Below are 26,172 nucleotides of genomic sequence, written 5' to 3'. Positions count from 1 at the left end.
GCACGGCCGTCCGGACACGCCACGGCCCGGCGGTGAGGACCGGTTCACCGGGCCCGCCGTGGGGCACCGGGCCGCAACGGTCCGGCCGGACCGTCAGGGCTGGCGGTCGCCGCTGAGCCGGTCCAGGTGGGCGGCGAGTTCGTCGGTGACCAGCAGATCGAACCGGATCTCGTCGTGCGGGTACGCCGCCCGGCCGACCATGTGCGCGGCGACCGGCGCGCTGGCCAGCTGGAACGCCCCGACCAGGACGAGCGTGGTGATGTCCACCTGGGTCCGCAGCCGCAGGGCGCACCCGAGCAGCACCAGCAGCAGCCCGAGCACCTGCGGTTTGGCGGCGGCGTGCATCCGGGACAGCAGGTCGGGGAAGCGGACCAGGGCCACCCCGGCGGCCAGGCTGAGCAGCGCCCCGGCGATCAGGCAGACCGCCGCGGCGGCGTCGAGGACCGCGTTCACTTCGGGTCCTTCCGGGCGACGAACCGGGCCACGCTGACCGAGCTGACGAAGCCGAGGATGGCGAGCACCACCAACACCGGCAGGGCGGTGGCGTCCCGGCTGTACGCGGTCTCGGTGGCGATGGCCGCGACGATGATGGCCAGCAGCACGTCGGTGGCGACCGCCCGGTCCAGGATGGACGGGCCCCGGATGATGCGGATCAGGGTGAGCCCACCGGCCACGGCGAGCAGCGCGGTGACGGTCACGGCGACGGCGGTCACGTCGGTGCCCCTTCCAGGTCGGCCGGCGGCGGGCCGGTACGGGTGGCGGCGGCCATCCGGCGCTGTTCGTCCGGTGACCCGATCGCGGCGATGATCCGTTCCTCCAGGGCCAGGACGCTGCGCCGGAACCGCTCGACGTCGTCGAGGGTGTGCACCCCGAGCACGTGGATGTAGAGGGTGCCGGTGCTCCGGTCGGCTTCCAGGATCAGGCTGCCGGGCACCAGGGACAGCGCCTCGGCGGTGAGGGTGAGGTTCAGGTCCGAGGCGATCCGCAGCGGCACCGCGATGATCGCGCCGCGTGGGGTGTGCCCGAACCTCAGCGCCAGCCCGGCGATCTGGGCGCTCGCCACCACCAGGTCGACCAGGAACCTTCCGGTGAACCGGAGCAGCCCCCACGGGTGGATCCGTCCGGCGAAGGTCACCGGTGGCAGCGGGAAGACGGTCAGCAGCACCGCGACCACCACCAGTCCACTGATCACGTTGGCCCAGGTGAAGGTCCCCCAGAGCAGCACCCAGACGGCGACCAGGAAGACCACCGCGGTCGCCAGGTTGCGGCGGCGTGCCCGGCGGGTCAGCGGCGGGTCCTGCGGTTCGACCGGTTGGCCCGGCGTCATCGGGTCGGCACTCACGGCGGCCCCTCCGGGTAGACGGCTTCCACGTACGGGGTACGGCGCAGCAGGTCGTCGGCGGCGTCGGTGCTGATCTCCATCAGCGGGCCGGCGACCACGGTCAGCGCCAGCCCGAACACCACCAGGGCGGCGGTGGAGACGACCATCGTTCGGGGCAGCATCGCGCCCTGCTGGTCGGCGGGCGGATCGTCGTGCGGCTGTTCCGCGCCCGCCGTCCGGGCGGCCCGTACGGTGTCCCCGGCGGCCGGCATGTCCGGGTGCGGCGCCCGCCAGAACGCCAGGTTCCACACCCGGGCGATGGCGTAGAGGGTGAGCAGGCTGGTCAGCAGGCCCCCGGCGACCAGGCCCCAGGCCAGCGGACCGCCGTCGTCCACGCCGGCCTGCACCAGACCCAGCTTGCCGAGGAACCCGGAGAACGGTGGTATGCCGGCCAGGTTGAGCGCCGGCACGAAGAACAGCACGGCCAACAGGGGTGACAGTCGGGCCAGCCCGCCCAGCCGGTCCAGGGCGGTGCTGCCGCCGCGTCGTTCGACCAGGCCGGCGGCGAGGAACAGGGTGGTCTGGATGGTGATGTGGTGCACCACGTAGAAGATCGCCGCGGCCAGCCCGAGCGAGGTGGTCAACCCGACCCCGAACAGCATGTACCCGATGTGGCTGATCAGGGTGAACGACAGCAGACGTTTGATGTCGGACTGCGCCACCGCGCCAAGGATGCCCACCACCATGGTCAGCCCGGCCGCCCAGAGCAGCAGGTCGGCGGTCCGCCCGCCGGGGAACAGCAGCGTCTCGGTCCGGATGATCGCGTACACGCCGACCTTGGTCAGCAGGCCGGCGAAGACCGCGGTGACCGGGGCCGGGGCGGTGGGGTAGCTGTCCGGCAGCCACGCCGACAGCGGGAACACGGCGGCCTTGATGCCGAAGGCGAGCAGCAGCATGCCCTGGAGGACCAGGCGCAGATTGTCCGGCAGCGCGTCCAGCCGGTCGACCAGCTGGGCCAGGTTGAGGGTGCCGGTCGCCGAGTAGACCAGCCCGATCGCGACCAGGAAGATCAGCGACGAGAGCAGGCTGACCACCACGTACGTCGTACCGGCCCGGATCCGGGTCTCGGTGCTGCCCAGGGTGAGCAGCACGTAGCTGGCGACCAGCAGGATCTCGAAGCCCACGTACAGGTTGAACAGGTCGCCGGAGAGGAACGCGTTGCACACCCCGGCGGTGAGTACCAGGTACGTCGGGTGGTACACCGACAGCGGCGTCTCCTCGTTGCCGTCGGCCATGCCCTGCCCGATCGAGTAGACCAGCACGCAGAGCGTGACGGCGGCCGAGACGACCAGCATCAACGCGGCCAACTGGTCGGCGACCAGCACGATGCCCAGCGGGGCGACCCACCCGCCCACCTCGACCACGATCGGCCCGTTCAGCGTGGTCTGGATCAGCAGTGTCGCGGCCACCGCGACGGTGACGGTGAGGACGGTGAGGCTGACCCAACGCTGGGCGCGGGGACGCCCGGCCAGCATCAGGGTCAGGGCCGCACCGAGCAGCGGCAGCACCACCGGCAGCGGCACCAGATGGTTCAGGTTCATCCGGACCTCCCGGCGGTCACGCCGGCTCCGGCGACCGGTTCGTCCGGATCGTCGTCGTCGGCGGTGGATCCGTCGTCGTCGGCGGTGCCCGGCCCCTCGTCCCGGTCGGCCAGGTCCATGATCCGGCGGTCCTCCACGTCGTCCTGCACCTCGTCGTGGCCGTTGAGGTGCCAGCTGCGGTAGGAGAGGGCGAGCAGGAACGCGGTCATGCCGAGGGTGATGACGATGGCGGTGAGCACCATCGCCTGCGGCAGCGGGTCGCTCATCGCACCCTCCGGCGTGGTGCCGACGATCGGCGGTCCGCCGGCCCGGCCGCCGGTGAGCAGCAGCAGGTTCGCTCCGTTGCCGAGCAGGATGACGCCCATCAGCACCCGGGTCAGGCTGCGTTCCAGCAGCAGCGTCACCCCGGCGGCGAACAGCACGCCGACCACCAGGACGTAGGTGAGGTTGGGGGTCACACCAGCTCCTTGTCCCGTTCGTCGGCGGGCGCCTCGGCCCGTTCGATCTCGTGCTGCCGGTCCATCTCCGCGCCGAGGCTGCGCAGGATGTCCAGCACCAGGCCGACCACGATCAGGTACACCCCGACGTCGAAGAAGACCGACGTGACGAAGTGCAGCTTGCCCAGCACCGGCAGGTAGAAGTCGAGGACCGCGCTCTGCAGGAACTCCCCGCCGAACGGCATCGCGGCCACGCCGGTGCCCACCGCGACGAAGAGTCCCGCGCCGAGCACCGCGCCGGCGTCGACCGGGGCGGCGCTGTTCAGCTCGGTACGCCCACCGGCCAGGTACCGCACGGTCAGTGCCAGCCCGGCGACCAGGCCGGCGGCGAACCCGCCACCGGGGGCGTTGTGCCCGGAGAAGAGCAGGTAGATGGAGAAGACCGCGATGGCGTGGAAGAGCAGCCGGGTGACCACCTGGAGGATCACCGACTGGCGGCGGGTGGTGTCCCCGGTGAGCAGCCACCGGGGACGCGACGGCAGCGCGCTCCGCTCCCCCGGGATGCCGCTGCGCCGGTCCAGGTCCCGGGCCCGGCGGAAGATCAGGCTGGCCACGCCGGTGGCGGCCACCACCAGTACCGCGATCTCGCCCATGGTGTCCCAGGCCCGGATGTCGACCAGGGTCACGTTGACCACGTTCTTGCCGCCGCCGTAGGAGACCGCCTCCTCGGGGAAGCCCACCGAGATCGGTACGGCGACCCGCCCGCCGGCGGCCACGTACGCCATGCCGGCGGTGACCGCGCCGACCGCGACGCCGAGCGCGATCCGGCCGCGCCGGCTGGCCCGGATCGGCCGTTCCGAGAACTTCTCCGGCAGCCGGCGCAGCACCAGCACGAACATCACGATCGTGACGGTCTCCACCAGGAACTGGGTGAGCGCCAGGTCGGGGGCACCGTGCAGGACGAACAGCAGCGCGGTGCCGTAGCCGGCCACCCCGACCAGGATCATCGCGGTCAGCCGGCGCAGGGCGCGGGCGGCGGCGATCGCGGAGACCACCACCACCGCGGCGGCGACCGCCTGGAGCGGGGTGTCCCAGGCCCGGAAGCCGGCCGGCCACGGGTTGCCGGCGATCAGCGCGCCACCGGGCAGCACCACCAGGATGATCAGGATGACGCCCAGGTAGAACGGCAGCGAACCCCGCTGGGTGGCACCGGTCAGTTCGACCGCCGCCCGGTCCGTCCCGTCGATCACCCGCTGGTAGACGCTCGTCCCGTCGAACGGCAGCACCTGGCCGGGCCGGAACCGGCCCCGGCGGGCCAGCAGGAAGAGCCCGGCCCCGGCCGCCACCGCCAGCACGGACAGCCCCAGCGCCAGCGTCGGGCCGTGCCAGAGCGCCAGGTGGTAGGGGGTCTCGCTGGTGGGGTACCCGTCGGCGTACGGGGCGAGCAGCTTGTCGATCGCCGGGGCGCCCACCCCGACGCCCAGCCCGGCCACGGCGAGCAGGGCCGGGGCCGCCAGGAACGACCAGCGCACCGGCTTCGGTTCGGTGGCGGCGACGTCCGGCTTGCCGGCGAACGCGCCCCACAGGAACCGCAGCGTGTACGCCACGGTCAGCGCCGAGCCGGCCACCACGCCGACCAGCACCACCAGGTCGGCCGGGCCGCCGTGCTGGAACGCCTCGAACGCGGCCTCCTTGGCGACGAACCCGGCCAGCGGCGGCAGGCCGGCCATCGACGCGGCGGCGAGCGTCGCCACCACCGCCAGCGCCGGTGCCCGCCGGCCGAGGCCGCTGAGTTCGCGCAGGTCCCGGGTGCCGGTGGCGTGGTCGACGATGCCGACCACCAGGAACAGGGTGGCCTTGAAGAGGGCGTGCGCCAGCACCATCGCCGCCCCGGCCAGCGCGGCGTCCCGGGTGCCGGCCCCGAGCACCACCATCAGCAGACCCAGTTGGCTGACCGTGCCGTACGCCAGCAGCAGTTTCAGGTCGTCCTGGCGCAGCGCGGACCAGGCCCCGACGAAGAGGGTGACCAGGCCGGCGGTGAGCAGCACCACCCGCCACACGGTGACCTCGGCGACCGCCGGACCGAACAGCGCGACCAGGAACACGCCGGCCTTGACCATCGCCGCGGCGTGCAGGTACGCGCTGACCGGGGTGGGGGCGGCCATCGCCCGGGGCAGCCAGAAGGTGAACGGGAAGATCGCCGACTTGCTGAGCGCGCCGAGCAGCACCAGTACCAGCGCCACCGCCAGGTAGCCGCCGCCGGGCAGGTTCTCGGCGATCTCCGACCAGCGGTACGTGCCGGCGTGCTGGCCGAGCATCACGAACCCGGCCAGCATGGCCAGGCCGCCCAGCGTGGTGACCAGCAGCGCCTGCATGGCGGCCCGCCGGCTGGCCCGTTTCGCCGGGTCGTACCCGATCAGCAGGTAGGAAAAGACGGTGGTGAGTTCCCAGAAGACGTAGAGCAGCAGCAGGTCGTCGGAGACCACCAGGCCCAGCATGGCCCCGGCGAACGCGACGAACACCGCCGCGAACCGGCCCAGGCCGGGGTCGTCGGAGCGGAAGTAGCGGGCGCTGTAGACCAGCACCAGCGCGCCGACCCCGCCGACCAGCACCACCATCAACCAGGCCAGGGTGCCCATCCGCAGGGCGATCTCCAGGCCGAGGCGGGGCACCCAGGGGTACGTCTCGACCACCGGCTCACCGGCGCGGACCTGACCGGTGTGGGCCAGCGCCCAGACCAGGGTGGCCCCCGGTACGGCCGCGAGGGAGTAGAGTGCGCTTCGGCCCCAGATGCGTACCAGCCCTGGGGCGACCACGGCTGCCAGCGCATGGACCGCCACCAGTACCAGCACACACCCTCCCCAAGATCAGCACACCGGTTCCCACCACCCTATCCGGGGATCCGGCGTGCCGGCACGCGTCGTGAGTCAGGTCATCGGCCCGGCCATCGACGCCACCAGCGGTTCAGCGCCCGTCGGGCCGGTGCGGCGAACGATGCTGAGGGTCATCGCGGTCGATGCGTAGCTCCCGTTCCAGTTCGGCGATGACCATCCGCAGGTCGTCCAGCCGTTGACTGATCGCGATCCGGTCCACCTCGTCCGGTACACCGTCGCCGTCTTCGTCGTAGTCGGCCGCCAGCCCTTCGGTCATCTCCAGCCGGCGGGCCTCCTCCATGGAGTTGACGATGACCGCGATCAGGATGTTGAGCAGCAGGTTCACCGTGATCAGCACGTAGCTGATGTAGTAGACCAGGGTCCACGGCGAGACCGCCATGCCCTGCTCGATGAGGTCCGGCAGGGTCTCCAGGGAGAGCAGCACGAACAGGGTCAGCAGCGACCGGCCGATGTCGCCGTACTCCTCGGGGTAGGTGTCCGCGAAGATCAGCCAGCCGGCCATGCCGTACACGTAGAGGGTCACCACGGCCAGCGCCAGGAAGCCGCCGACGCCGGGGAGGCTGCGCCACAGCGCGGCGACGATGGTGCGCAGCCCCGGGGAGAACCGCACCAGTCGCAGCATCCGGGCCACCTGCACGACCCGCAGCAACGCCGAGTCGCCGTGCAACCCCGGGATGAAGATCGCCGCGATGACCAGGAAGTCGAAGACGTTCCAGCCGTGCCGGAAGAAGTCCTGCGGACGCCGGCCGTAGGCGAGCACCCGGATGAGGATCTCGGTGACGAACGCGACCCGGAAGGCCCATTCCAGCCCGCGCAGCACCGACCCGGCGAGACCGGGGTGCGGGTAGGTCTCCAGACCGAGCACGATCCCGTTGGCGATGATCACGACGACGATGGCGATCTCGAACGGCCGGGACCGGGCGATGCGGGCACAGCGGGCAGCCAGGTCGGGCCGACCGACGGTCGGCGTGGAGGCAGGTCTCACCGGCGGGTCGTCCCCGGGCCGCACGGCACGCCCGTCCGGTACCGACCCGGGGCACGCGACGCGCTCATCCGGTACGGCCCTGGGCGCACGGCACGCTCATCCGGTACCGCCCCGGTCCGTCTCGCGGCGCAGCCCCTCGGCCTCCAGGTCGAGGTAGCGCCGGATCAACCGGGCCCCGAGCAGCGTCGTGAACCGGGCCATCGGCCCGTCCATGGTCAGCGCGAGGCTGACCTCGACGCGGCCGGCACCGGCCGGCCGGACCCGGTGGTCCCCGGTGGTACGGACACCGGTGCTGGTCGCCGTCCAGGTGAAACCGGACCCGTCGACCTGGGTGACCGTCCAGGTGTTCGCCGGCAGTCGGTGCTGCTTGAGCCGGATGGTCTCGCCGACGGTGAGCGGCCCGGTGCCGGGGCGTTCGAGCCATGCCACGGACGCGTTCCAGCGCGGCCACCCCGCCACGTCCGTCAGGACGCGCACCACCGTCTCGACCGGTTGAACCAGCTCGACCATCCGGCGGTACGTGACACCCATCGTCTGCCTCCCCGTCCCGAGCGCGGTCGCCGTGCACCGTGAACCGTACTCAGGTTCGCGGCGACAGTCAGCCGACGGTCACGTTCCGGCGTGCCGCGACCACCGCCGGCCAGGGTCCCGGGCCCCGACGGCGTCAGCGGCTCCGGACCGAGAGCCTACGGGCCAGCCCGACCAGTTCGGCCCGTACGTCGTCCACGATGGACGCGTCGTCCAACGCGGCGACCGCCTCCTCGGTGCGCGCCGCGATCATCTCCTCCACCCGGCGCAGGCTGCCGGTGTCGACGATGACCTCCCGGAGCAGGTCCGCGCCGGCCAGGTCGAGGTCGGGCGCGCCGTGCCAGCGCCGGATCGTGGCGGCCTGGCGGGCGGTGGCGGCCTGGCGGGCCAGCACCATCAGCACCGTGGCCTTGCCGTCCCGCAGGTCGGTCAGGCTGGACTTGCCGGTGAGCGCGTCGTCGCCGAAGACCCCGAGCACGTCGTCCCGGAGTTGGAACGCCTCGCCGAGCGGGAGACCGTACCGGGACAGCACGGCCAGGTCGGCCTCTTCCGCGCCGGCCACCGCCGCCCCGATCTGGAGTGGACGTTCGACCGTGTACCGGGCGCACTTGTAGCGCAGGATGCGCAGGCAGTCGGCCAGGTCGGCGCCGGCCACCTCGCCCCGGACGTCGAGGTACTGCCCCAGCATCGCCTCGGTACGCATCCGCTGGAACAGCGCCCGTACCCGGGGCCGGCGCGCGGCGGCCACCTCGCCGGCGTGGAAGAGGTCCTCGGCCCAGACCAGGCACAGGTCGCCCCAGAGCATGGCGGTGTTCCGGCCGTACCGGTCGGCGCTCCCGCGCCAGCCCCGCCGCCGGTGCCGTTCGGCGAGCGTGACGTGCACGGTGGGCCGACCGCGGCGGGTGTCGCTGTCGTCCATCAGGTCGTCGTGGATCAGCGCGAACGCGTGGAACAACTCGAGCGCGGCGGCGGCCCGGAGGATGCCGGGGCCTTCGCCGGCGTGGGCCCGCCAGCCGAGGTGGCAGAGGGTGGGCCGGGTGCGTTTGCCGCCGGAGCCGAGCACGAAGGAGCGCAGTAGGTCGACGTCCTGCCGCCAGTCGTCGTCTCCGGTGGCGTCCCGCTGCGCGGTGAGGAACTCGTCGAGCACCCGGTCGACCGCACGCCGGACGGCATCGGCCCCACGGTCGAGCGACACCGGCGGCCCATCCACGTTGATCATGCCCGTTCTCCCGTCGACTCCGGCCGGGGCGGGTGTTCCGGACGCGCCGGCCGCAGGGGTGACCGGCCGTGGCGGCCCGACCGGCGGACGACGCGGAACCGCCGGGCCCGGCGGGCACCACCGGGCGACGGCCCGGCAGCCAGGCATGGCGTCGCGCCGCCGTTCGGCGAACTCCAGCCCTTATGGCATAACGCATTCTTTGGCAGCGCTCGATGAGTGTATCGGACCGGCAGGTGTCCGGCGGCCCTTGTCGGGCACTTCCCGCCGGCACTTCCACAGGCCACCGCCGGGATCCGCGAAGGACCGGCCTGACCTGCTGGTTCGCCGGCCCCCGTACCCTTTCGGGCGGCGTCGGCGGAGCAGTTCACCCGGCGCGTACCGAAACGATGCGCCGGTCCGCGCGATTTCGTGCCGGGCCGCCCGGGACATTTTCCCAACGCCAACTATCGACGGCCCCAATTGGTGGGGCCGCACGCCGTCGCGGTGGCCGCCGGACGGTCGGCCACCGGACGCCGGACAACCTTGACAACGCCAACTAAGGTTAGGTTAACCTAACCCCCATGAGCAGTGGGGACGGCGACGCCGAGGGCCTACGGGGCGTGGATCTGCGGTTGGGTTACCACGGTACGACCGTGGTCCACGACGCCGCGATCACGCTACGCCCCGGCGCGGTGACCGCGCTGGTCGGGCCGAACGGCAGCGGCAAGTCGACGCTGCTGCGCGGACTGGCCCGGCTGCACCCGCTCGAGCACGGCGACATCCTGCTCGGTGACGGCACCCCCGCCCGCGCCCTGTCCGCCCGGGAGTTCGCCCGCCGGGTCACCCTGCTGGCCCAGAGCCGACCCACCCCCAGCGGCGTCACCGTCCGGGACGTGGTCGGCTACGGCCGGCACCCGTACCGGGGGCGGTGGCGGGCCGACGACCCGGACGGCCCGACCATGATCGGTCGCGCCATGACGGTCACCGGGGTCACCGCGATGGCCGACCGGCCCGTCGACGAACTCTCCGGCGGCGAGTTGCAGCGGGTGTGGCTGGCGACCTGCCTGGCCCAGGACACCGCCGTGCTGCTGCTCGACGAGCCCACCACCTTCCTCGACCTGCGCTACCAGGTCGAGATCCTCGACCTGATGCGGGACCTCGCCGACACCGACGGGGTCGCCGTCGGTGTCGTGCTGCACGACCTCAACCAGGCCGCCGCCGTCGCCGACGAGGTGGTGCTCCTGCACGCCGGACGCGTCCGGGCCACCGGCGCACCGGGCGACGTCCTCACCGAGGACGCCCTCACCGAGACGTACGGCATCCGCATCGAGGTGACCGTCGACCCGGTGACCGGGCTGCTCTCCACCCGACCCGTCGGCCGGCACACCACCCGGGTCGTCGCCTGACCCCTGCACCGATCCACGTACCACGGACCCGAGAACAGAGAAGAGCCATGATGCGTACCCGTGCGACCGTTCTGGTCGCCGCCGTCGCCGCGCTGCTGCTCAGCGCCTGCGGCACCACCGAGGAGACCCCGACCGGAAGCCCCTCCGCCGACACCACCTCCAGCGGCCCGGTCACCGTCACCGACAGCCGCGACAAGGCGGTCACCCTCAAGGCCCCGGCCAGCAAGGTTGTCGCCCTGGAGTGGGCCGAGGCTGAGATCCTGGTCAGCCTGGGCGTCATGCCGGCCGGCGTGGCCGACCCCAAGGGGTACGCCACCTGGGTCAGCGCCGCGAAGCTCGACGCCGGCGTGAAGGACGTCGGCACCCGGGGCGAGCCGAGCGTCGACTCGATCGTGGCGTTGCAGCCCGACCTGGTGGTGATGGAGGCCGAGCGCGGTTCCGCGCTGGTCACCCAGTTGGAGCAGTACGTTCCGGTGCTGGTCACCAAGGGCAGCGACGCCAAGGACAACCTCGGCCGGATGCGCGCCGACGTGAACATGATCGCCCAGGCGACCGGGAAGACCGCCGAGGCGGAGAAGCTCCTCGCCGACTTCGACGCCGCCCTCGCCGACGGCAAGAAGAAGATCGCCGACGCCGGTGCCGCCGGCCAGCAGTTCGCGTTCGCCGACGGCTGGAAGGAGGGCAGCACCGTCTCCATCCGGATGTTCGGCCAGGGCGCGCTGGTCTCCCAGCTCGGCATCCAGCTCGGCCTGAAGAACGCCTGGACCGGCCAGGCCGACGAGGTGTGGGGCCTGGGCCAGACCGACGTCGAAGGGCTGACCGTCCTCAAGGGTCAGGACCTGCACTTCTTCTACAACGCCTCGGACGGCAACGACGTCTTCGCCGACGGGCTCGCCGCCAACGCCATCTGGAAGTCGCTGCCGTTCGTGCAGCAGAACAAGCTGCACCGGATGCCCGACGGCATCTGGACCTTCGGCGGCCCGCTCTCCGCCAAGCAGTACGTCGACCAGCTCGTGAAGGTCTACGCGGCTTGAGCCAGCTCGACGCACCCGTCCGATCGGGGTCGGCCACCCGGCCGGCCCCGACCGGGCCACTGGGCGCCACCCGGGTCACCGGCGCCTTCGTCCTCGCCACCGCCCTGCTCCTGGTGATCACCCTGGTGCACCTGACCCAGGGGACCTCCTCGGTGGGCGCGACCGATCTGCTGCGCCTAGTCGTCGACACCGACGACGAGGCCGCCCGGGTGCTGGTCGCGTCCCGGCTGCCCCGGCTGCTCGCCGGGCTGGCCGTCGGGGTCGCGCTGGGCTTCGCCGGGGCCGCCCTCCAGTCGCTGGCCCGCAACCCGCTCGCCTCCCCGGACACCCTCGCGGTCAACGCCGGGGCGCACCTGGCCATCGTCACCGTGGCGGCGTTCGGGATCACCCTCCCGGCACTGCCGTCCGGTGCGCTCGCCTTCGGCGGTGGACTCGCCGCCGCCGGCCTGGTGATGGCGCTCTCCGCCGGCGGGCAGGCCGGCACCACCCGGCTGATCCTCGCCGGCTCGGCGACCGCGCTCGCCCTCAGCTCGCTCACCATGCTGCTGCTGCTCCTGTTCGAGCAGGCCACCATCGGTCTGTTCGCATGGGGCAACGGCTCGCTGGTGCAGAGCGACATGGTGGCGTTCACCCAGTTGGCCCCGGTGATCGGCCTCGGCGCGCTGCTGCTGGTGGCGCTCGGGCACCGGTTGGACATCCTCGCCCTCGGCGACGACACGGCCACCGTGCTCGGGCTGCACGTCCGGCGTACCCGGCTGGTGGTGGTCGTGCTCGCCGTGCTGCTCTCCGCCGCCGCGGTGACCCTGGCCGGGCCGATCGGTTTCGTCGGGCTCTGCGCCCCGGTGATCGTCCGGCTGCTCGGCCGGCTGGTGCCCGGGGTGCACCGGCACCGGGTGCTGCTGCCGCTCTCCGGCATCGTCGGCGTGATCATCGTGCTCGGTTCCGACGTGCTGCTGCGGGCCGTCCTCGGCGCGGAGGCCGGGGTGGAGGTGCCCACCGGGGTGGTCACCACCCTGTTCGGGGCGGTGCTGCTGGTCTGGCTGGCCCGCCGGCACCGGGACGCCGGGCCGACCCGCCGCCCGCCGGGCGGGCACGCCGCCGTCCGGTCCCGGGCCTTCCACCTGACGGTGGTCGCGGTGTGCGCGGCGGTCACCGTCGGGGCGGTACTGCTGGGCATGCTGGCCGGGGACACCTGGGTCCTGCTCGGCGACGTGACCAACTGGGTGCAGGGGCGCACCGGTCCGGCGTACACCTTCGTGCTGGACCAGCGGTGGCCGCGGGTGACGGCGGCGCTGCTGGCCGGGGCGGCCCTCGCCGTCGCCGGCACCACCGTGCAGGCGGTCTGCCGCAACCCGCTCGCCGAACCGGGCATCCTCGGCATCACCGCCGGTGCCGGGATCGGCGCGGTGACCCTGCTGACCGTCGTCCCGCTGGCCGGGGTCGCCGCCATCTCCGGGGCCGCCGGCCTCGGTGCGATCGTGGCGTTCGCCCTGGTCTACGGCCTGGCCCGGTACGGGGGTCTCAGCTCCGACCGGCTGGTGCTGATCGGTTTCGGGGTGTGGCAGGGCGGCACCGCGATCATCACGTTCATCATCGTCAGCTCCGACCCGTGGAACACCGGCAAGGCGCTGACCTGGCTCTCCGGCTCCACCTACGGGCGGACCGGCCCGCAGGTGCTGCCGGTGGCGATCGCCCTGCTGCTCGCCGTCCCGGCCGTGATCGCGGCCCGCCGGGAACTCGACCTGCTCGCGCTGGACGACGACACCCCCCGGGTGCTCGGGGTCCGGCTGGAACGTACCCGGCTACTCGCCCTGGGCGCGGCGGCGCTGCTCACCTCGACCGCCGTCTCCGCGGTCGGCGTGATCGGCTTCGTCGGGCTGGTCGCCCCGCACGCCGCGCGGGCCCTCGTCGGCGGCCGGCACGCCCGGGTACTACCGGTCGCGGTGCTGCTCGGCGCGGCGCTGGTCAGCCTGGCCGACACCCTGGGCCGCACCGTCATCGCCCCCGCCCAGATCCCCGCCGGCCTGGTCACCGCCATGATCGGCACCCCCTACTTCGTCTGGCTGCTGTGGCGCTCGCGCGGCACGGCCAGCGGACCCCGATGAACACCCGCCCGCCCGTGCACCGGGCACCCCGATGAGGAAGGCCGTCATGCCGAGCACCCTCTCCGTCGCCCCCTGGCGCGTCTTCGGCGTCGAGGTCCGCGCGCTGCGCCGGCTCAGCCCGTCGTTCCTGCGGGTCACCTTCACCGGCCCTGACCTGGACCGGTTCGCCGACAACGGCTACGACCAGCGGATCAAGCTGGCCCTGCCGCTGGCCGGGGACACCGTGGCCGAGCTGCCGGACGGCCCCGACTGGTACGCCCGGTGGCGGGCGCTGCCCGCGGACCGGCGCAGCCCGGTCCGCACGTACACGGTCCGGGCGGTCCGGCCGGCGGTGGCCGAGGTGGACGTCGACCTGGTCCTGCACGGCGACGGCGGTCCGGCGACCCGGTGGGCGCGCCGGGCCCGGCTCGGTGACCAGCTCGCCGTGGTCGGCCCGGACGCCGGCTACGACGGCGAACACGGTGGCATCGAGTTCCGGCCGCCGCCGGCCGGGACGCTGCTGCTCGCCGGGGACGAGACCGCCGCCCCGGCGATCTGCGCCATCCTGGAACGGCTGCCGGCCGACGCGCGCGGCCAGGCGATGATCGAGGTACCCGACCCGGCCGACGTCCTGCCGGTGGCCGCCCCGGCCGGGATGACCGTGACCTGGCTGCCCCGGGCCGACGGCGGGCACGGCAGCCGGCTGGTACCGGCGGTCGCCGCGGCCGCCGCCGAACTCCTGCCGGACGCCGACGGCCCGCTGTCCGGTGCCGGCGCGCCGCTGGACGCCCGGCCCGCCCTGGCCCTGGCCGGCGTCGGCGCCGGGACGGCCGGGACGCTCACCGAGGTGGACGTGGACCGGGACATCCTCTGGGAGGTGCCCACCCTCGCCGACCCGGCCCCGCTGTACGCCTGGCTGGCCGGCGAGGCCGGCGTGATCCGGGTGCTGCGCCGGCACCTGGTCACCGAACGCGGCCTCGACCGGGGTGCGGTGGCGTTCATGGGCTACTGGCGGCTGGGCCGTACCGCCGACTGATCCTCCCCGGGTACCAGGAACATGAGCTGGGCGCGTTTCTCCGGCAGGTCGATCTGCGGGCCGGGTACGAAGCCCGCGCGGGCCAGCCGGGCGATGGCCCGGTCGTTGCGGGCGTCGGGTTCGGCCACGATCCGGCGGTGCGCCGGGTCGGCCAGCACGAACTCCAGGAACGCGCCGAGCACCGCGCCCGTGAAACCGGGTTCGGGGCCGCCGTCCGGCGGGGCGACCATCAGGTGGATGCCGAAGTCGCCCGGCTGGACGTCGTAGCACTCGCCCACCGGGTCGGCCGTCGGCTCGTACGTCTGGAACAGCCCGACCGGGCGGCCGTCCCGGTGGATCAGGTACGCGTGGTGGCTGGGCAGCGAGTCGACGTAGGCGTACACGTCCCGGACCCGCTCCCGGTCGGCGTCGCGCATCCCCCAGTACCGGGCGCGTTCCCGGGTCACCCAGTCGTGGATCAGGTCGGCGTCGGTGTCCGGGGCGACGGGCCGGACGGTCACCTCCCCGAAGCCGTCGACGTGGCGACGCCAGACCGGCTCACTGGTCGGTGTCATCGTGCTCCTCGGTGAGTCGGGGCCAGTCGGTGACGACCGGGATCAGGTCGCCGCGCAGCCAGTACGGCAACTGGTCGCGTTGGTGCGGGTCGTCGGGTACGCCGGAGGCACCGAACGGCACGATCCACCGGCTGTGGTCGCGGCGGGTCAGGTCCCAGACGTACCGGGCGGCGGAGGCCCGGAAACAGTGGTGGGTGACGCCGGGGACGCTGGAGGTGGCGAGCACGCAGTCGTGGTCCCCGGCGAGGCCGGGCCACTCCCGCTCCGGCTCGGGCAGCGCCTGCCAGGGGGCGAGCCGGTGCAGCTCGCCCCAGGTCACCGGGTCGGTCCCGGCCACCTCCTCGACGGCGGCGCGCAGCGCGTCGGCCCGGTCGGCGGCGGGCAGCAGGTCGGCGCGGAGCAGGTTCTCCAGCGCGAAGCCCACCTTGGACACCAGCCCCAGCCAGGGGTGGAACAGCGGCGGGTACCGCCGGGGCACCTCGGTCAGCGGGGCCAGGGCCGGATGGGCGGCCAGCCGGCGGACCACGGCGGCCCGGACGGCGGCGTAGGCGGCGGCGTCGGTGCTGTCGGCCCGCATCCGGCGGTCCCAGCCCAGCAGCCGGTCGCGTAACGCGACGGCGTCCGGGCTGAGTCCGGTCAGGTCGGCGAGGGGGGCGAGCAGTGACTCGGCCGAGGCCAGCCGGGTGTCGGTGTGCACGACGGTCAGCTCGCTGGCCGTCCAGTCGGCCCGTTCGGTGAGCAGCGTCCGGATCCGGTCGGCCCGGTACGGCGGGGCGAAGTCGACGCCGAGCGGCGCGGAGATCCCCCGTTCGTTCGCCATCACCGCGACGTCGGCGACGTCGGCGCGCGGCAGGTCGTGCCAGCCCCGCCACTCGTGGCCGGGTTCCCAGGCGGGCACCACGCCCCGCCCGTTGGCCGGGTCGCGGACCGGTACCGCGCCGGCGACCCGGTGCAGCAGCCCACCGGCGGTGTCGGCGGCCAGCACCACGTTGACCGGTTCCACCCAGTGGTCGCAGGCGGCGTCCACGTCGGCCACCGAGGTGGCCGCGAGCAGGGCGGGGAGCGCGGCGAAGCCGAGGTCGCCCCGGACCCGGGGCGGGTAGCGCAGACTGACGACCGGCTCGGCGTCCGGGTCGACAGCCGTGTCCGGGCCGCCGGACGGCCCGTCGGGATTGGCCGGGCCGCCAGCCGGCCCGTCGGGATTGGCCGGGCCGCCAGCCGGCCCGTCGGGGGTGGCCGGGCCGCCGGACGGTGCCGGGCCGCCGATGACGACCGGGCCGCGTTCGGTCTCGATCACCTCGACGTCGACCGGGTCACCGCCGGCCACCTCGATGGTCTCCACGTGCGCCTCGGCGGGCCGCCAGCCGTCCGGGCCGAGCGCCTCGACCGTACCGTCGGCCCGGCGGCGCAGCCGCTCGGCGTACAGGTCCTGGTAGTCGGCCATCGCGTTGGTGATGGCCCAGGCCACCGGGCCGGTGTGTCCGAAGTGGGCGATGCCGGGCACGCCAGGCACGGCGAGACCGACCACGTCGTACGCCGGGCAGGCCAGCCGGATCTGCTGGTAGATGCCGGGGTCCTCGATGTAGCGGTGCGGGTCTCCGGCGACGATGGGCTGACCGGTGGCGGTACGGGCCCCGTTGAGCAGCCAGCCGTTGCTGCCGGAGGTGTCCGGGCCGTCGGTGGCGAAGTGGCCGACCGCGTCGTCGCCGAGGTGCCGGGCGACCTCGGTCCGCCAGAGTTTGCCGGGGAAGCCGGCGAACAGGATGTGGTGGGCGAGCCAGACGGCGAGCGGTGTCCAGGGCTGCCAGCGTCCGGGGGTGAGCCCGGTGGCGGTGAACTGCGGGGCGCGGCGGGCCCCGGCGGCGAGGCCGGCGTTGACCCCGTCGACGTACGCGGCGACCCAGTCGGCGGTGTCGGGGTCGAGGTTGGCGTGGCAGCGGCGGGCGGTGTCGGCGAGGCGGGCCCGGCGGGCGAGCCGGTCCCAGTCGACGGCCTCGGCACCGAGGAAGGACGCGCTGGTCCCCTGGGCGCGGTGTCGTTCCACTTCGAGCTGCCAGGCCCGGTCGAGGGCGGTGACCCGGCCCTGGGCGTACGCGAGCGCCCGGGGGTCACCGGCCCGGAGGTGTGGGATTCCCCACGGATCCCGGAGAACCTGATGTTCCACGCGACCCCTTTCATCGATAAGGTTTGCCTAACCTATGGAATCCCCGGCGTGGGCACAATCCCGGCCGGCGTGGTGACACCCCGCGAGGCGGCGACAACTCCTTGACAAGAAGTTAGGTTAGGGTAACCTAACTTCGGCTCGCCGCTGGTCGCTGCTCCCCCGGCACCGGAGTCGACCGGTCCACCGTCCCCACGCGACAGGAAACCCGCCATGAACCTTCCGGGGCATCCGGCCGAGGCCGCGTCGAGCGCGGCGTCCGGCGACCTGACGGCCGCCCGCGCGCACCTGTTCCACCAGGGCACCGTCGACCGGTACCGGCAGCTGCTGGCCGCCGGGGTGGACCGGGTGGCCGGCCGGGTGGCCGAGGTGGACCGCCCCTGCACCGGCATCGCCCCGGCCCGGCTCGCCCCCGAGATCGACCGGATCGACCTGGACCGGCCGCTCACCGACCCGGCCGCCGCCCTCGACGAACTGGAGTCGGTCTACCTGCGCGACGCGGTCTTCTTCCACCACCCCCGCTACCTGGCCCACCTCAACTGCCCGGTGGTCATCCCGGCGCTGCTCGGCGAGGCGGTGCTCAGCGCGGTCAACTCCTCGCTGGACACCTGGGACCAGAGCGCCGGCGGCACCCTCATCGAACGCCGCCTGATCGACTGGACGGCCGACCGGATCGGCCTCGGCCCCGACGCCGACGGGGTCTTCACCAGCGGCGGCACCCAGTCCAACCTGCACGCGCTGCTGCTGGCCCGGGAGGAGACCCTGGCCGCCACCGCCCTCCCCCGCGAGGAACTGCTGCCCCGGCTGCGCATCCTCGCCTCCGCCGCCGGGCACTTCAGCGTGCAGAAGTCCGCGAAGCTGCTCGGCCTGGCCCGGGACGCCGTGATCACCGTGGAGACCGACGCCGACCGCCGGATGCGGCCCACCGCGCTGGCGAACGAGATCGCCCGCTGCCGCCGCGCCGGCCAGCTGGTGATGGCCGTGGTCGCCACCGCCGGCACCACCGACTTCGGCACCATCGACCCGCTGCCGGCCGTCGCCGACCTGTGCCGGGCCGCCGGGGTCTGGCTGCACGTGGACGCCGCGTACGGGTGCGGGCTGCTGGTCTCGCCCAACCGCCGGCACCTGCTGGACGGCATCGAGCAGGCCGACTCGGTGACCGTGGACTACCACAAGTCGTTCTTCCAGCCGGTCAGCTCCAGCGCGGTGCTGGTCCGGGACCGGGCGGTGCTGCGGCACGCCACCTACCACGCCGACTACCTGAACCCGGCCCGGATGGCCGAGCAGCGCATCCCCAACCAGGTCGACAAGAGCCTCCAGACCACCCGCCGGTTCGACGCGCTCAAGCTCTGGCTCACCCTGCGGATCATGGGGCCGGACGCGGTCGGCACGCTCTTCGACGAGGTGGTGGACCGGGCCGCCGACGCCTGGCGGCTGCTCAGCGAAGACCCCCGCTTCGAGGTGGTCACCCGCTCGCCGCTGAGCACCGTGGTCTTCCGGTACCTGCCGGCCGAGCGCCACCTCGCCGACGACGCCAACCTGTACGCCCGGGAGGCGCTGGCCGCCTCCGGCGCGGCCGTGATCGCCGGAACCCGGGTGGACGGTCGGCACTACCTGAAGTTCACCCTGCTCAACCCGGAGACCACGGTCGACGACATCGCCCACGTCATCGAGCTGATCGCCGGCCACGCCAGCCGGTACGTGCGGACGAAGACCGCCGCCGAGACCACCACCGAGCCGCAGCAGCCCTGCCCGGTCGGCTGACCCACCCGGACGAGAAGAGAGCCGCATGTCGACGCACGACTTCATCGCGATCGGGCTCGGCCCGTACAACCTGGGGCTGGCCTGCCTGACCGAGCCGGTCGCCGAGCTGGACGGTGTCTTCCTGGAGGCCCGGCCGGAGTTCGACTGGCACCCCGGGATGCTGCTGGAGTCCACCCGGCTCCAGACGCCGTTCATCGCCGACCTGGTCACCCTGGCCGACCCGACCTCGCCGTACTCGTTCCTGAACTACCTGAAGGAGTCCGGCCGGCTGTACCCGTTCTACATCCGGGAGAGCTTCTTCCCGCTGCGCCGGGAGTACAACGACTACTGCCGCTGGGCGGCCGGGAAGCTGGACAGCCTGCGCTTCGGCCACCGGGTCACCTCGGTCGGGTACGCCGACGGGGTCTACACGGTGCACGCCACGGTGACCGCGACCGGGGAGCCGGTCGCGTTCCGGGGGCGGCACCTGGTGCTGGGCACCGGCACCCCGCCGTACCTGCCGCCGGCCTGCGCCGGGCTGGGCGGGGACATGATCCACAACTCGCGGTACCTGGAACACCGGGACGCGCTGCTCGCCAAGCGCAGCGTCACCGTGGTCGGCAGTGGACAGAGCGCCGCCGAGATCTACCACGACCTGCTCTCCGCCGGTGGCGACCAGCAGCTCACCTGGGTCACCCGGTCGCCGCGCTTCTTCCCGCTGGAGTACACCAAGCTCACCCTGGAGATGACCTCCCCGGACTACGTGGACTACTTCCACGCGCTGCCCGAGGAGACCAGGTACCGGCTGGAGGCCCAGCAGAAGGGGCTGTTCAAGGGGATCAACTCGGATCTGATCAACGACATCTTCGACCTGCTGTACGCGCGCAGCCTGGACGGGCCGGTCCGCACCCGACTGCTCACCAACACCGAACTGACCAGCGCCGGCTTCGACGAGGCCACCGGCACGTACACCCTCGGGCTGCACCACGTCGAGCAGGGCCGGGACGCCACCCTGACCACCGAAGGGCTGGTCCTGGCCACCGGGTACCACTACCGGGTGCCGGACTTCCTCGACCCGGTCCGGGACCGGATCCGCTGGGACGACCACGGTCGCTTCGACGTGGCCCGCAACTACACCGTCGACCATGCCGGACGGGAGATCTTCCTCCAGAACGCCGGCACCCACACGCACAGCATCACCTCACCCGACCTGGGCATGGGGCCGTACCGGAACTCGTGGATCATCCGGGAGCTGACCGGCCGCGAGCACTACCCGATCGAGCGGCGGATCGCCTTCCAGGAGTTCGGCGTACCGGCGGAGATCGGCGCATGACGACGGTGGTGTACCGCCGCGACGACCCGGCGCTGGGCGCGTTCGCGCTGCGTACCGTCGATCCGGACGCCGACGCCGCGCTGCTGCACGGCTGGGTGACCCACCCGAAGGCGGCGTTCTGGCTGATGCAGGACGCGGACCCGGCCCGGGTCGCCGCCGAGTACCGGCGCATCCACGACCACCCGCGCCACGACGCGTTCGTCGGCCTGTGGCGGGACCGCCCGGCCTTCCTCGCCGAACGGTACGACCCGGCGCGCGTCGAACTGGTCGGCCTGTACGACGCCGAGCCCGGCGACGTCGGCATGCACTTCCTCTGCGCGCCCGCCGGGAAGCCCGTGCACGGCTTCACCCGCGCCGTGATCACCACCGTGCTGGCCTGGCTCTTCGCCGACCCGGCCACCCGCCGGGTGGTGGTGGAGCCGGACGTCCGCAACACGGCGGTGCACGCGCTCAACGCCGCCGTCGGTTTCCAGGTGGTCGGCCCGGTCGCCAAGCCCGAGAAGAACGCCCTGCTCAGCGTCTGTACCCGTGCCATGTTCGCCAGCGCCACCGGCCTGGCCGTCTGACCGAGGAGTCCGTACGTGAACCCCGCCGAGTCCGTCACCCACCTGACCCCGGAGCACTGGGCGCGGGCCAACCGGCTGCTGGTCCGCAAGGCGCTCGCCGAGTTCGCCCACGAACGGCTGCTCACCCCCGAACCGCTCGACGCCGACCGGTACGCCGTCCGCGCCGACGACGGCAGCGTGGAGTACCGGTTCACCGCCCGGGTACGCACCCTCGACCACTGGCAGATCGACCCGGACAGCATCACCCGGCACGCCCTCCCCGACGGTGCCGAACTGCCGCTGGACGCGCTGGACCTGTGCACCGAGCTGCGCGGCACGCTCGGCCTGTCCGACCGGGTGCTGCCGGTCTACCTGGAGGAGATCACCTCCACCCTGGCCGGGACCGCGTACAAGCTGGGCAAGCCGCCGGTCAGCGCCGCCGAACTGGCCCGCGCCGACTTCCAGGCCATCGAGACCGGGATGACCGAAGGGCACCCGTGCTTCGTCGCCAACAACGGGCGGCTCGGCTTCGGCGTGCACGACTACCACCGGTACGCCCCGGAGGCCGCCCAGCCGGTCCGGTTGGTCTGGCTGGCCGCGCACCGCGACCACGCCGACTTCACCTGCGCCGCCGACCTCGACTACGACACCCACCTCCGGTACGAGCTGGACGAGGAGACCCTGGCCCGGTTCGCCGACACGCTCACCGGGCTGGGCCTGGACCCGGCCGACTACCTCTACCTGCCGGTGCACCCGTGGCAGTGGTGGAACCGGACCTCGGTGACGTTCGCCGGGGAGGTGGCCCGGCGGCGGCTGGTCTGCCTGGGCGAAGGGCCGGACGAGTACCTCGCCCAGCAGTCCATCCGGACCTTCTTCAACGTCGACCGGCCGGACCGGCACTACGTGAAGACCGCGCTGTCGGTGCTGAACATGGGGTTCCTGCGCGGGCTCTCCGCCGCGTACATGGCGGCCACCCCGGCCATCAACGACTGGCTGCACGAACTGTTCGCCGCCGACGAGGTGATCAAGTCCACCGGGCTGGTGCTCCTGCGCGAGCGGGCCGCCATCGGGTACCGGCACCGGCAGTTCGAGGCGGCCACCGACCGCTTCTCCCCGTACCGGAAGATGCTGGCCGCGCTGTGGCGGGAGAGCCCGCTGCCGGCGCTGGAGCCGGGGCAGCGACTGGCGACCATGGCGTCCCTGCTGCACACCGACACCGACGGCCGGTCGCTGGCCGCCGCGCTGATCGCCGAGTCGGGGCTGGCCCCCGAGGTGTGGCTGCGGCAGTACCTGGACGGGTACCTGGTGCCGCTGCTGCACGCCTTCTACGCGTACGACCTGGCGTTCATGCCGCACGGCGAGAACGTCATCCTGGTGCTGGACGGTGGCCGGGTGCAGCGGGTCATCTTCAAGGACATCGCCGAGGAGATCTGTGTCATGGACCCGGCGGTGGAGCTGCCGGAGGCGGTCCGCCGCGTCCAGGCCGAGGTGCCGGAGGAGATGCGGCTGCTGTCCATCTTCACGGACGTGTTCGACTGCTTCTTCCGGTTCCTGAACGCCACCCTGGCCAGCGAGGGCGTACTCGACGAGGACACCTTCTGGCGGACCGTCGCCGAGTGTGCCGCCGACTACCGGGACCGGGTGCCGCACCTGGCCGACCGGTTCCAGCGGTACGACCTGTTCGCCGACGAGTTCGCGCTGTCCTGCCTCAACCGGCTACAACTCCGCGACAACCAGCAGATGGTCGACCTGTCCGACCCGTCCGCCGCGCTGCAACTGGTCGGCACCCTCCCCAACCCCCTCGCCCCCTGGCGCCGCTGACGCCCCGCCCGCTCTCTCCCCCCGCCCACGGTGATCGTGGCGGCTTACGGCCCTCGGGCGGGCCGTAAGCCACCACGATCGGCTGGCCCGGCAGCGCGCCTCGCGGTCGGGGTACCGGCGGTGTCCGTGCGTCCGGGGTTTGTGGCCGCGCTGGATGGGGAGTCCGCGACCGCAGCACGGGCAGAGCGGTACATCGCGGGACAAGGAGGGCGGGTGACACACGCCGGGAGCGGACGGAAGGCGACGGTGGCCGCCGAGGGCGGGCCGGACCCGCGCACCCCGCTGCCGGAGCTGCTCCGGGCGCTCGACGCCGGGCCGGACGGGCTCACCTCCGCGCAGGCCCGGGAACGGCTCACCCGGTACGGCCCGAACCAGCTCCGCCGGCACCGGCGGCGCAGCTGGTGGCGGGAGCTGGGCCGGCAGGTGGTGCACCCGCTCGCCCTGCTGCTCTGGGTGGCCGCCGCACTGGCCTGGGTGTCCGGCACCGCCACGCTGGCCGGCGCGATCGTCGTGGTCATCGCGCTGAACGCGGTCTTCGCCTCGGTACAGGAACGGCAGGCCGAACGGGCCGTGGAGGCGCTCACCCGGTACCTGCCGCAACGCGCCCGGGTCCGGCGGGACGGCCGGTGGCAGGAGGTACCGACCACCGACCTGGTACCCGGGGACGTGCTGGCGATCGGCGAAGGCGACCGGGTCTCCGCCGACGCCCGGCTGCTCGACGGCACGGTGGAGGTGGACCTGTCCGCGCTGACCGGCGAGTCCCAGCCGGCGTACCGGTCGGCCGACGCCCCGGATCACGCCGGCTCCCGTACCGAGGCCGGCAACCTGGTGTTCAGCGGCACCTCGTGCCTGGCCGACGAGGCCCACGCCCTGGTCTACGCCACCGGGATGCGTACCGAGTTGGGGCGGATCGCCGCCCTGTCGCAGCGGGTCGGCCGGGAGGAGAGCCCGCTGGAACGGCAGGTACGCCGGGTGGCCTGGCTGATCGCCGCCGTGGCGGTCGCGGTCGGCGCGGTGTTCTTCCCGATCGGCGTCCTCGCCGCCGGCATGCCGGTCGCGGACGCGTTCACCTTCGCCATCGGGCTGCTGGTGGCGAACGTCCCCGAGGGGCTGCTCCCCACCATCACGCTCGCGCTGGCCGTCGGGGTACGCGGGCTGGCCCGCACCGGCGCGGTGGTGAAACGCCTCAGCGCGGTGGAGACGCTCGGTTCCACCACGGTCATCTGCACCGACAAGACCGGCACCCTGACCGAGAACCGGATGCGGGTCACCGCCCTCCACGCCGGCGACGAACTGCTGGATCCGCTGCCCGAGCGACCCGACCGGCCCGGCGTGGCGCTGTGCGCGCTGGCCGGGGCCATGGTGGCCTGCAACAACGCCGAACTCCGTACGGACGGGGCGGTCGGTGACCCGACCGAGACGGCGCTGTTGCGGCTCGCCGCCGGCTTGGGCCTGCCGGACCGTCCGGACCGGGCGGCCCGCCGGGCGCAGTTCCACTTCGACCCGAAGCTGCGGCTGATGTCCACGGTCGACGCGGTCGGCGGGGAGCTGTGGCTGCACACCAAGGGCGCCCCGGAGGAGGTGCTGCGGCGGTGCACGACGGTGCTGACCGCCGACGGTCGGGAACGTCCGCTCGACGACGCCCGGCGCGCGGAACTCACCCGGGCCGTCACCGAACAGGCCGACCGGGGCCGCCGGGTGCTGGCCGCCGCCCGCCGCCGGCTCGCCGCGACACCTGGCCATCCCCCGGGCGGCGCGGGTGCCGGGCCTGGTGAGCGGGCCGGGGTGGAACGGGACCTGACCTTCCTCGGTTTCGTCGCCATGATCGACCCGCCCCGGCCGGAGGTGCCCGACGCGGTCGCCCGCTGCCACACCGCCGGAATCCGGATCATCATGGTGACCGGGGACCACGGCCGGACCGCCGCCGCCATCGCCCGGCAGGTCGGCATCACCCGGGGTGACGCGACCGTGGTCACCGGCGTCGACCTGGACCGGCTCTCCGCCGACGAGTTGCGGCGGCTGCTGTCCGACCGGCGGGAGGTGGTGTTCGCCCGGGTGTCGCCGGAGGCGAAACTGCACATCGCCGAGGCGTTACGGGCCGACGGGCAGACCGTGGCGATGACCGGGGACGGGGTGAACGACGCGCCCGCCCTGCGCCGCGCCGACATCGGCGTGGCGATGGGCCGGACCGGCACCGACGTCACCCGGGAGGCGGCGACCATGGTGCTCACCGACGACAACTTCGCCACCATCGTGGCCGCCGTGGCGGCCGGGCGTCGGGCCTACGACAACGTCCGCAAGTTCATCCTGTACATCTTCGCCCACGCCACCCCCGAGGTGGTGCCGTTCCTGGTCTTCGCGCTCACCGCCGGGGCGGTGCCGTTGCCGCTGACCGTCATGCAGATCCTCGCCATCGACCTGGGTACCGAGACCCTGCCCGCGCTCGCTCTCGGCCGGGAACCCGCCGAGCCGGGCCTGATGCAACGTCCGCCGCGTCGGCGTACCGAGCAGGTGATCGACGTGCCGATGCTGGTCCGGGCCTGGGCGTTCCTCGGCCTGATCTCCGCCGTGCTGGTGCTGGGCGGGTTCTTCGTCGTGCTGCTGTGGGCCGGATGGCGGCCGGGTGACCCGACCGGGCCGGGCAGCCCGTTGCACGGGGCGTACCAGCAGGCCACCACGATGACCTTCCTCGGCATCGTGGCCTGCCAGATCGGCACCGCGTTCGCCGCCCGTACCGAGCACGCCTCGCTGCGGACCGTCGGGGTGACCAGTAACCGGCTGCTGCTGTGGGGCATCGCCTTCGAGATCGTCTTCGCCGCGCTGGTGGTGACCGTGCCGGTGCTGCGGGACGTCTTCGGCACCCGGCCGCCACCGCCGGAGCTGCTCGCCCTGCTGCTGCTCTTCCCGCCGGTGGTGTGGGGCGCGGACGAGATCCGTCGGGCGGCGCTCCGGGCCCGGCGACGGACGGCGACCCGGACCGGCTAGCGGCGACGGGCGCCGGGGGCACCCCGGGTGAGCACGATGCCGAGGGCGATCATGCCGACGCCCAGGAACAGGTGCAGCCAGTTGTCGGCGTTGTTGACCGGGACGAAGTTGGCGCCGCTGTCGTGGTTCACCACCAGGCCGTACAGCCAGAGCACCAGGTAGATGGCTCCGCCGCCGACCAGGTACGTCCGGGCGCCGGCGACGGTGCGGGCCAACGCGAGCCCGGCGACGCCGAACGCCAGGTGCACCAGGTTGTGCAGCACGGACACCTGGAACAGCCCGAACAGCTTCGCCCCGGAGCGGTGCCCGGCGAGTGTGATCTCGCTGAGGTCGTAGGTGATGCCGGGCACGAAGCCGAGCACCCCGATCAGCAGGAACACCGCACCGACCGCGCGGGCGGCCGTGCGTACCGGGTGTCGGACCGGGGTGCCGGTCCTGGTTCTGGCGGCCATTTCGTCACCTCCACAGCGCAGAAGAAGCCGGGACGGTCTCCCCCTTCCCCACCG

The 26,172-nt window shown here is 73.2% G+C and carries 21 protein-coding genes; 9 read left to right on the top strand and 12 right to left on the bottom strand.

All coding sequences use genetic code 11. From position 1 onward, the window contains the following. Positions 1–93 precede the first annotated feature (93 nt). From mnhG to PVK37_RS09055, 9 genes are all read right to left on the bottom strand, one after another. Positions 94–453 (bottom strand): monovalent cation/H(+) antiporter subunit G, encoded by a 360-nt coding sequence (gene mnhG, locus PVK37_RS09095; RefSeq protein WP_275033365.1) that lies wholly within the window; start codon positions 451–453, stop codon positions 94–96. After that, entirely contained in the window at positions 450–713 is a 264-nt protein-coding gene (locus PVK37_RS09090; RefSeq protein ID WP_275033364.1) for an MrpF/PhaF family protein, read from the bottom strand. The genes mnhG and PVK37_RS09090 overlap by 4 nt, the downstream gene beginning before the upstream one ends. Then, complete coding sequence (locus tag PVK37_RS09085) at positions 710–1,342, bottom strand: Na+/H+ antiporter subunit E (protein ID WP_275033363.1); 633 nt, start codon at positions 1,340–1,342, stop codon at positions 710–712. The genes PVK37_RS09090 and PVK37_RS09085 overlap by 4 nt, the downstream gene beginning before the upstream one ends. After that, positions 1,339–2,916, bottom strand: coding sequence for a Na+/H+ antiporter subunit D (locus PVK37_RS09080; protein ID WP_275035048.1), 1,578 nt, complete (start codon positions 2,914–2,916; stop codon positions 1,339–1,341). Before PVK37_RS09080 ends, PVK37_RS09085 begins: the two co-directional genes overlap by 4 nt. A gap of 2 nt (positions 2,917–2,918) precedes the next feature. Further along, on the bottom strand, positions 2,919–3,380 hold the full coding sequence (locus tag PVK37_RS09075) for a Na(+)/H(+) antiporter subunit C (protein WP_275033362.1): 462 nt from the start codon (positions 3,378–3,380) through the stop codon (positions 2,919–2,921). Next, complete coding sequence (locus tag PVK37_RS09070) at positions 3,377–6,211, bottom strand: Na+/H+ antiporter subunit A (RefSeq protein ID WP_275033361.1); 2,835 nt, start codon at positions 6,209–6,211, stop codon at positions 3,377–3,379. Before PVK37_RS09070 ends, PVK37_RS09075 begins: the two co-directional genes overlap by 4 nt. Positions 6,212–6,323: 112 nt before the next feature. Further along, entirely contained in the window at positions 6,324–7,238 is a 915-nt protein-coding gene (locus tag PVK37_RS09065; protein ID WP_275033360.1) for an ion transporter, read from the bottom strand. Between the two features lie 96 nt (positions 7,239–7,334). Continuing rightward, positions 7,335–7,769: an SRPBCC family protein gene (locus PVK37_RS09060; protein ID WP_275033359.1), complete on the bottom strand. Its 435-nt coding sequence runs from the start codon at positions 7,767–7,769 to the stop codon at positions 7,335–7,337. A 133-nt stretch (positions 7,770–7,902) separates the two neighbouring features. Continuing rightward, entirely contained in the window at positions 7,903–8,985 is a 1,083-nt protein-coding gene (locus PVK37_RS09055; RefSeq protein WP_275033358.1) for a polyprenyl synthetase family protein, read from the bottom strand. Between the two features lie 560 nt (positions 8,986–9,545). On the opposite strand from PVK37_RS09055, the gene PVK37_RS09050 reads away from it, so the two are divergent. From PVK37_RS09050 to PVK37_RS09035, 4 genes are read left to right on the top strand one after another with little or no spacing between them, the layout of a single operon-like run. Beyond that, positions 9,546–10,370, top strand: a complete 825-nt coding sequence (locus PVK37_RS09050) for an ABC transporter ATP-binding protein (RefSeq protein ID WP_275033357.1) — start codon at positions 9,546–9,548, stop codon at positions 10,368–10,370. Positions 10,371–10,417: 47 nt separating this feature from the next. Next, positions 10,418–11,404: an ABC transporter substrate-binding protein gene (locus PVK37_RS09045; RefSeq protein WP_275033356.1), complete on the top strand. Its 987-nt coding sequence runs from the start codon at positions 10,418–10,420 to the stop codon at positions 11,402–11,404. Continuing rightward, a complete protein-coding gene (locus tag PVK37_RS09040) occupies positions 11,401–13,509 on the top strand; it encodes an iron ABC transporter permease (RefSeq protein WP_275033355.1) in 2,109 nt (702 codons plus the stop codon). The genes PVK37_RS09045 and PVK37_RS09040 overlap by 4 nt, the downstream gene beginning before the upstream one ends. Positions 13,510–13,555: 46 nt before the next feature. Beyond that, positions 13,556–14,524, top strand: coding sequence for a siderophore-interacting protein (locus tag PVK37_RS09035; RefSeq protein ID WP_275033354.1), 969 nt, complete (start codon positions 13,556–13,558; stop codon positions 14,522–14,524). Here the strand turns inward: PVK37_RS09035 and PVK37_RS09030 are convergent. Both PVK37_RS09030 and PVK37_RS09025 read right to left on the bottom strand, forming a co-directional pair. Further along, positions 14,494–15,078, bottom strand: a complete 585-nt coding sequence (locus PVK37_RS09030; protein WP_275033353.1) for a GNAT family N-acetyltransferase — start codon at positions 15,076–15,078, stop codon at positions 14,494–14,496. The two genes, PVK37_RS09035 and PVK37_RS09030, sit on opposite strands and share 31 nt — an antisense overlap. Next, a complete protein-coding gene (locus tag PVK37_RS09025) occupies positions 15,062–17,242 on the bottom strand; it encodes a penicillin acylase family protein (protein ID WP_275033352.1) in 2,181 nt (726 codons plus the stop codon). Before PVK37_RS09025 ends, PVK37_RS09030 begins: the two co-directional genes overlap by 17 nt. A 210-nt stretch (positions 17,243–17,452) precedes the next feature. On the opposite strand from PVK37_RS09025, the gene PVK37_RS09020 reads away from it, so the two are divergent. The 5 genes from PVK37_RS09020 (at position 17,453) to PVK37_RS09000 (ending at position 25,666) form a co-directional block, all read left to right on the top strand. After that, positions 17,453–19,003 (top strand): pyridoxal phosphate-dependent decarboxylase family protein, encoded by a 1,551-nt coding sequence (locus PVK37_RS09020; RefSeq protein WP_275033350.1) that lies wholly within the window; start codon positions 17,453–17,455, stop codon positions 19,001–19,003. A gap of 25 nt (positions 19,004–19,028) precedes the next feature. Beyond that, positions 19,029–20,315 carry a lysine N(6)-hydroxylase/L-ornithine N(5)-oxygenase family protein gene (locus PVK37_RS09015; protein ID WP_275033349.1) on the top strand — a complete coding sequence of 429 codons (1,287 nt, stop codon included), beginning with the start codon at positions 19,029–19,031 and terminating at the stop codon, positions 20,313–20,315. Then, entirely contained in the window at positions 20,312–20,881 is a 570-nt protein-coding gene (locus PVK37_RS09010) for a GNAT family N-acetyltransferase (RefSeq protein ID WP_275033346.1), read from the top strand. The genes PVK37_RS09015 and PVK37_RS09010 overlap by 4 nt, the downstream gene beginning before the upstream one ends. Positions 20,882–20,896: 15 nt before the next feature. Further along, complete coding sequence (locus tag PVK37_RS09005; protein ID WP_275033345.1) at positions 20,897–22,681, top strand: IucA/IucC family protein; 1,785 nt, start codon at positions 20,897–20,899, stop codon at positions 22,679–22,681. A gap of 213 nt (positions 22,682–22,894) precedes the next feature. Next, positions 22,895–25,666 carry a cation-translocating P-type ATPase gene (locus PVK37_RS09000; RefSeq protein WP_275033344.1) on the top strand — a complete coding sequence of 924 codons (2,772 nt, stop codon included), beginning with the start codon at positions 22,895–22,897 and terminating at the stop codon, positions 25,664–25,666. Here PVK37_RS09000 and PVK37_RS08995 read toward each other — a convergent pair. Beyond that, positions 25,663–26,118, bottom strand: a complete 456-nt coding sequence (locus PVK37_RS08995; RefSeq protein WP_275033343.1) for a DUF4383 domain-containing protein — start codon at positions 26,116–26,118, stop codon at positions 25,663–25,665. The genes PVK37_RS09000 and PVK37_RS08995 overlap by 4 nt on opposite strands. Positions 26,119–26,172 lie beyond the last annotated feature (54 nt).

Source organism: Micromonospora cathayae (assembly GCF_028993575.1).
GTDB classification, from domain to species: Bacteria; Actinomycetota; Actinomycetes; order Mycobacteriales; family Micromonosporaceae; genus Micromonospora; species Micromonospora cathayae.
This window is presented reverse-complemented; position numbering and strand designations above follow the sequence as displayed.

Bases quoted from the DNA above. Each gene is read 5' to 3' on its own strand.
- PVK37_RS09020 (WP_275033350.1), top strand. From the start codon at position 17,453: ATGAACCTTCCGGGGCATCCGGCCGAGGCCGCGTCGAGCGCGGCGTCC.
- PVK37_RS09060 (WP_275033359.1), bottom strand. From the start codon at position 7,769: ATGGGTGTCACGTACCGCCGGATGGTCGAGCTGGTTCAACCGGTCGAG.
- PVK37_RS09055 (WP_275033358.1), bottom strand. From the start codon at position 8,985: ATGATCAACGTGGATGGGCCGCCGGTGTCGCTCGACCGTGGGGCCGAT.
- PVK37_RS09015 (WP_275033349.1), top strand. From the start codon at position 19,029: ATGTCGACGCACGACTTCATCGCGATCGGGCTCGGCCCGTACAACCTG.
- PVK37_RS09050 (WP_275033357.1), top strand. From the start codon at position 9,546: ATGAGCAGTGGGGACGGCGACGCCGAGGGCCTACGGGGCGTGGATCTG.
- PVK37_RS09045 (WP_275033356.1), top strand. From the start codon at position 10,418: ATGATGCGTACCCGTGCGACCGTTCTGGTCGCCGCCGTCGCCGCGCTG.
- PVK37_RS09010 (WP_275033346.1), top strand. From the start codon at position 20,312: ATGACGACGGTGGTGTACCGCCGCGACGACCCGGCGCTGGGCGCGTTC.
- PVK37_RS09030 (WP_275033353.1), bottom strand. From the start codon at position 15,078: ATGACACCGACCAGTGAGCCGGTCTGGCGTCGCCACGTCGACGGCTTC.
- PVK37_RS09035 (WP_275033354.1), top strand. From the start codon at position 13,556: ATGCCGAGCACCCTCTCCGTCGCCCCCTGGCGCGTCTTCGGCGTCGAG.
- PVK37_RS08995 (WP_275033343.1), bottom strand. From the start codon at position 26,118: ATGGCCGCCAGAACCAGGACCGGCACCCCGGTCCGACACCCGGTACGC.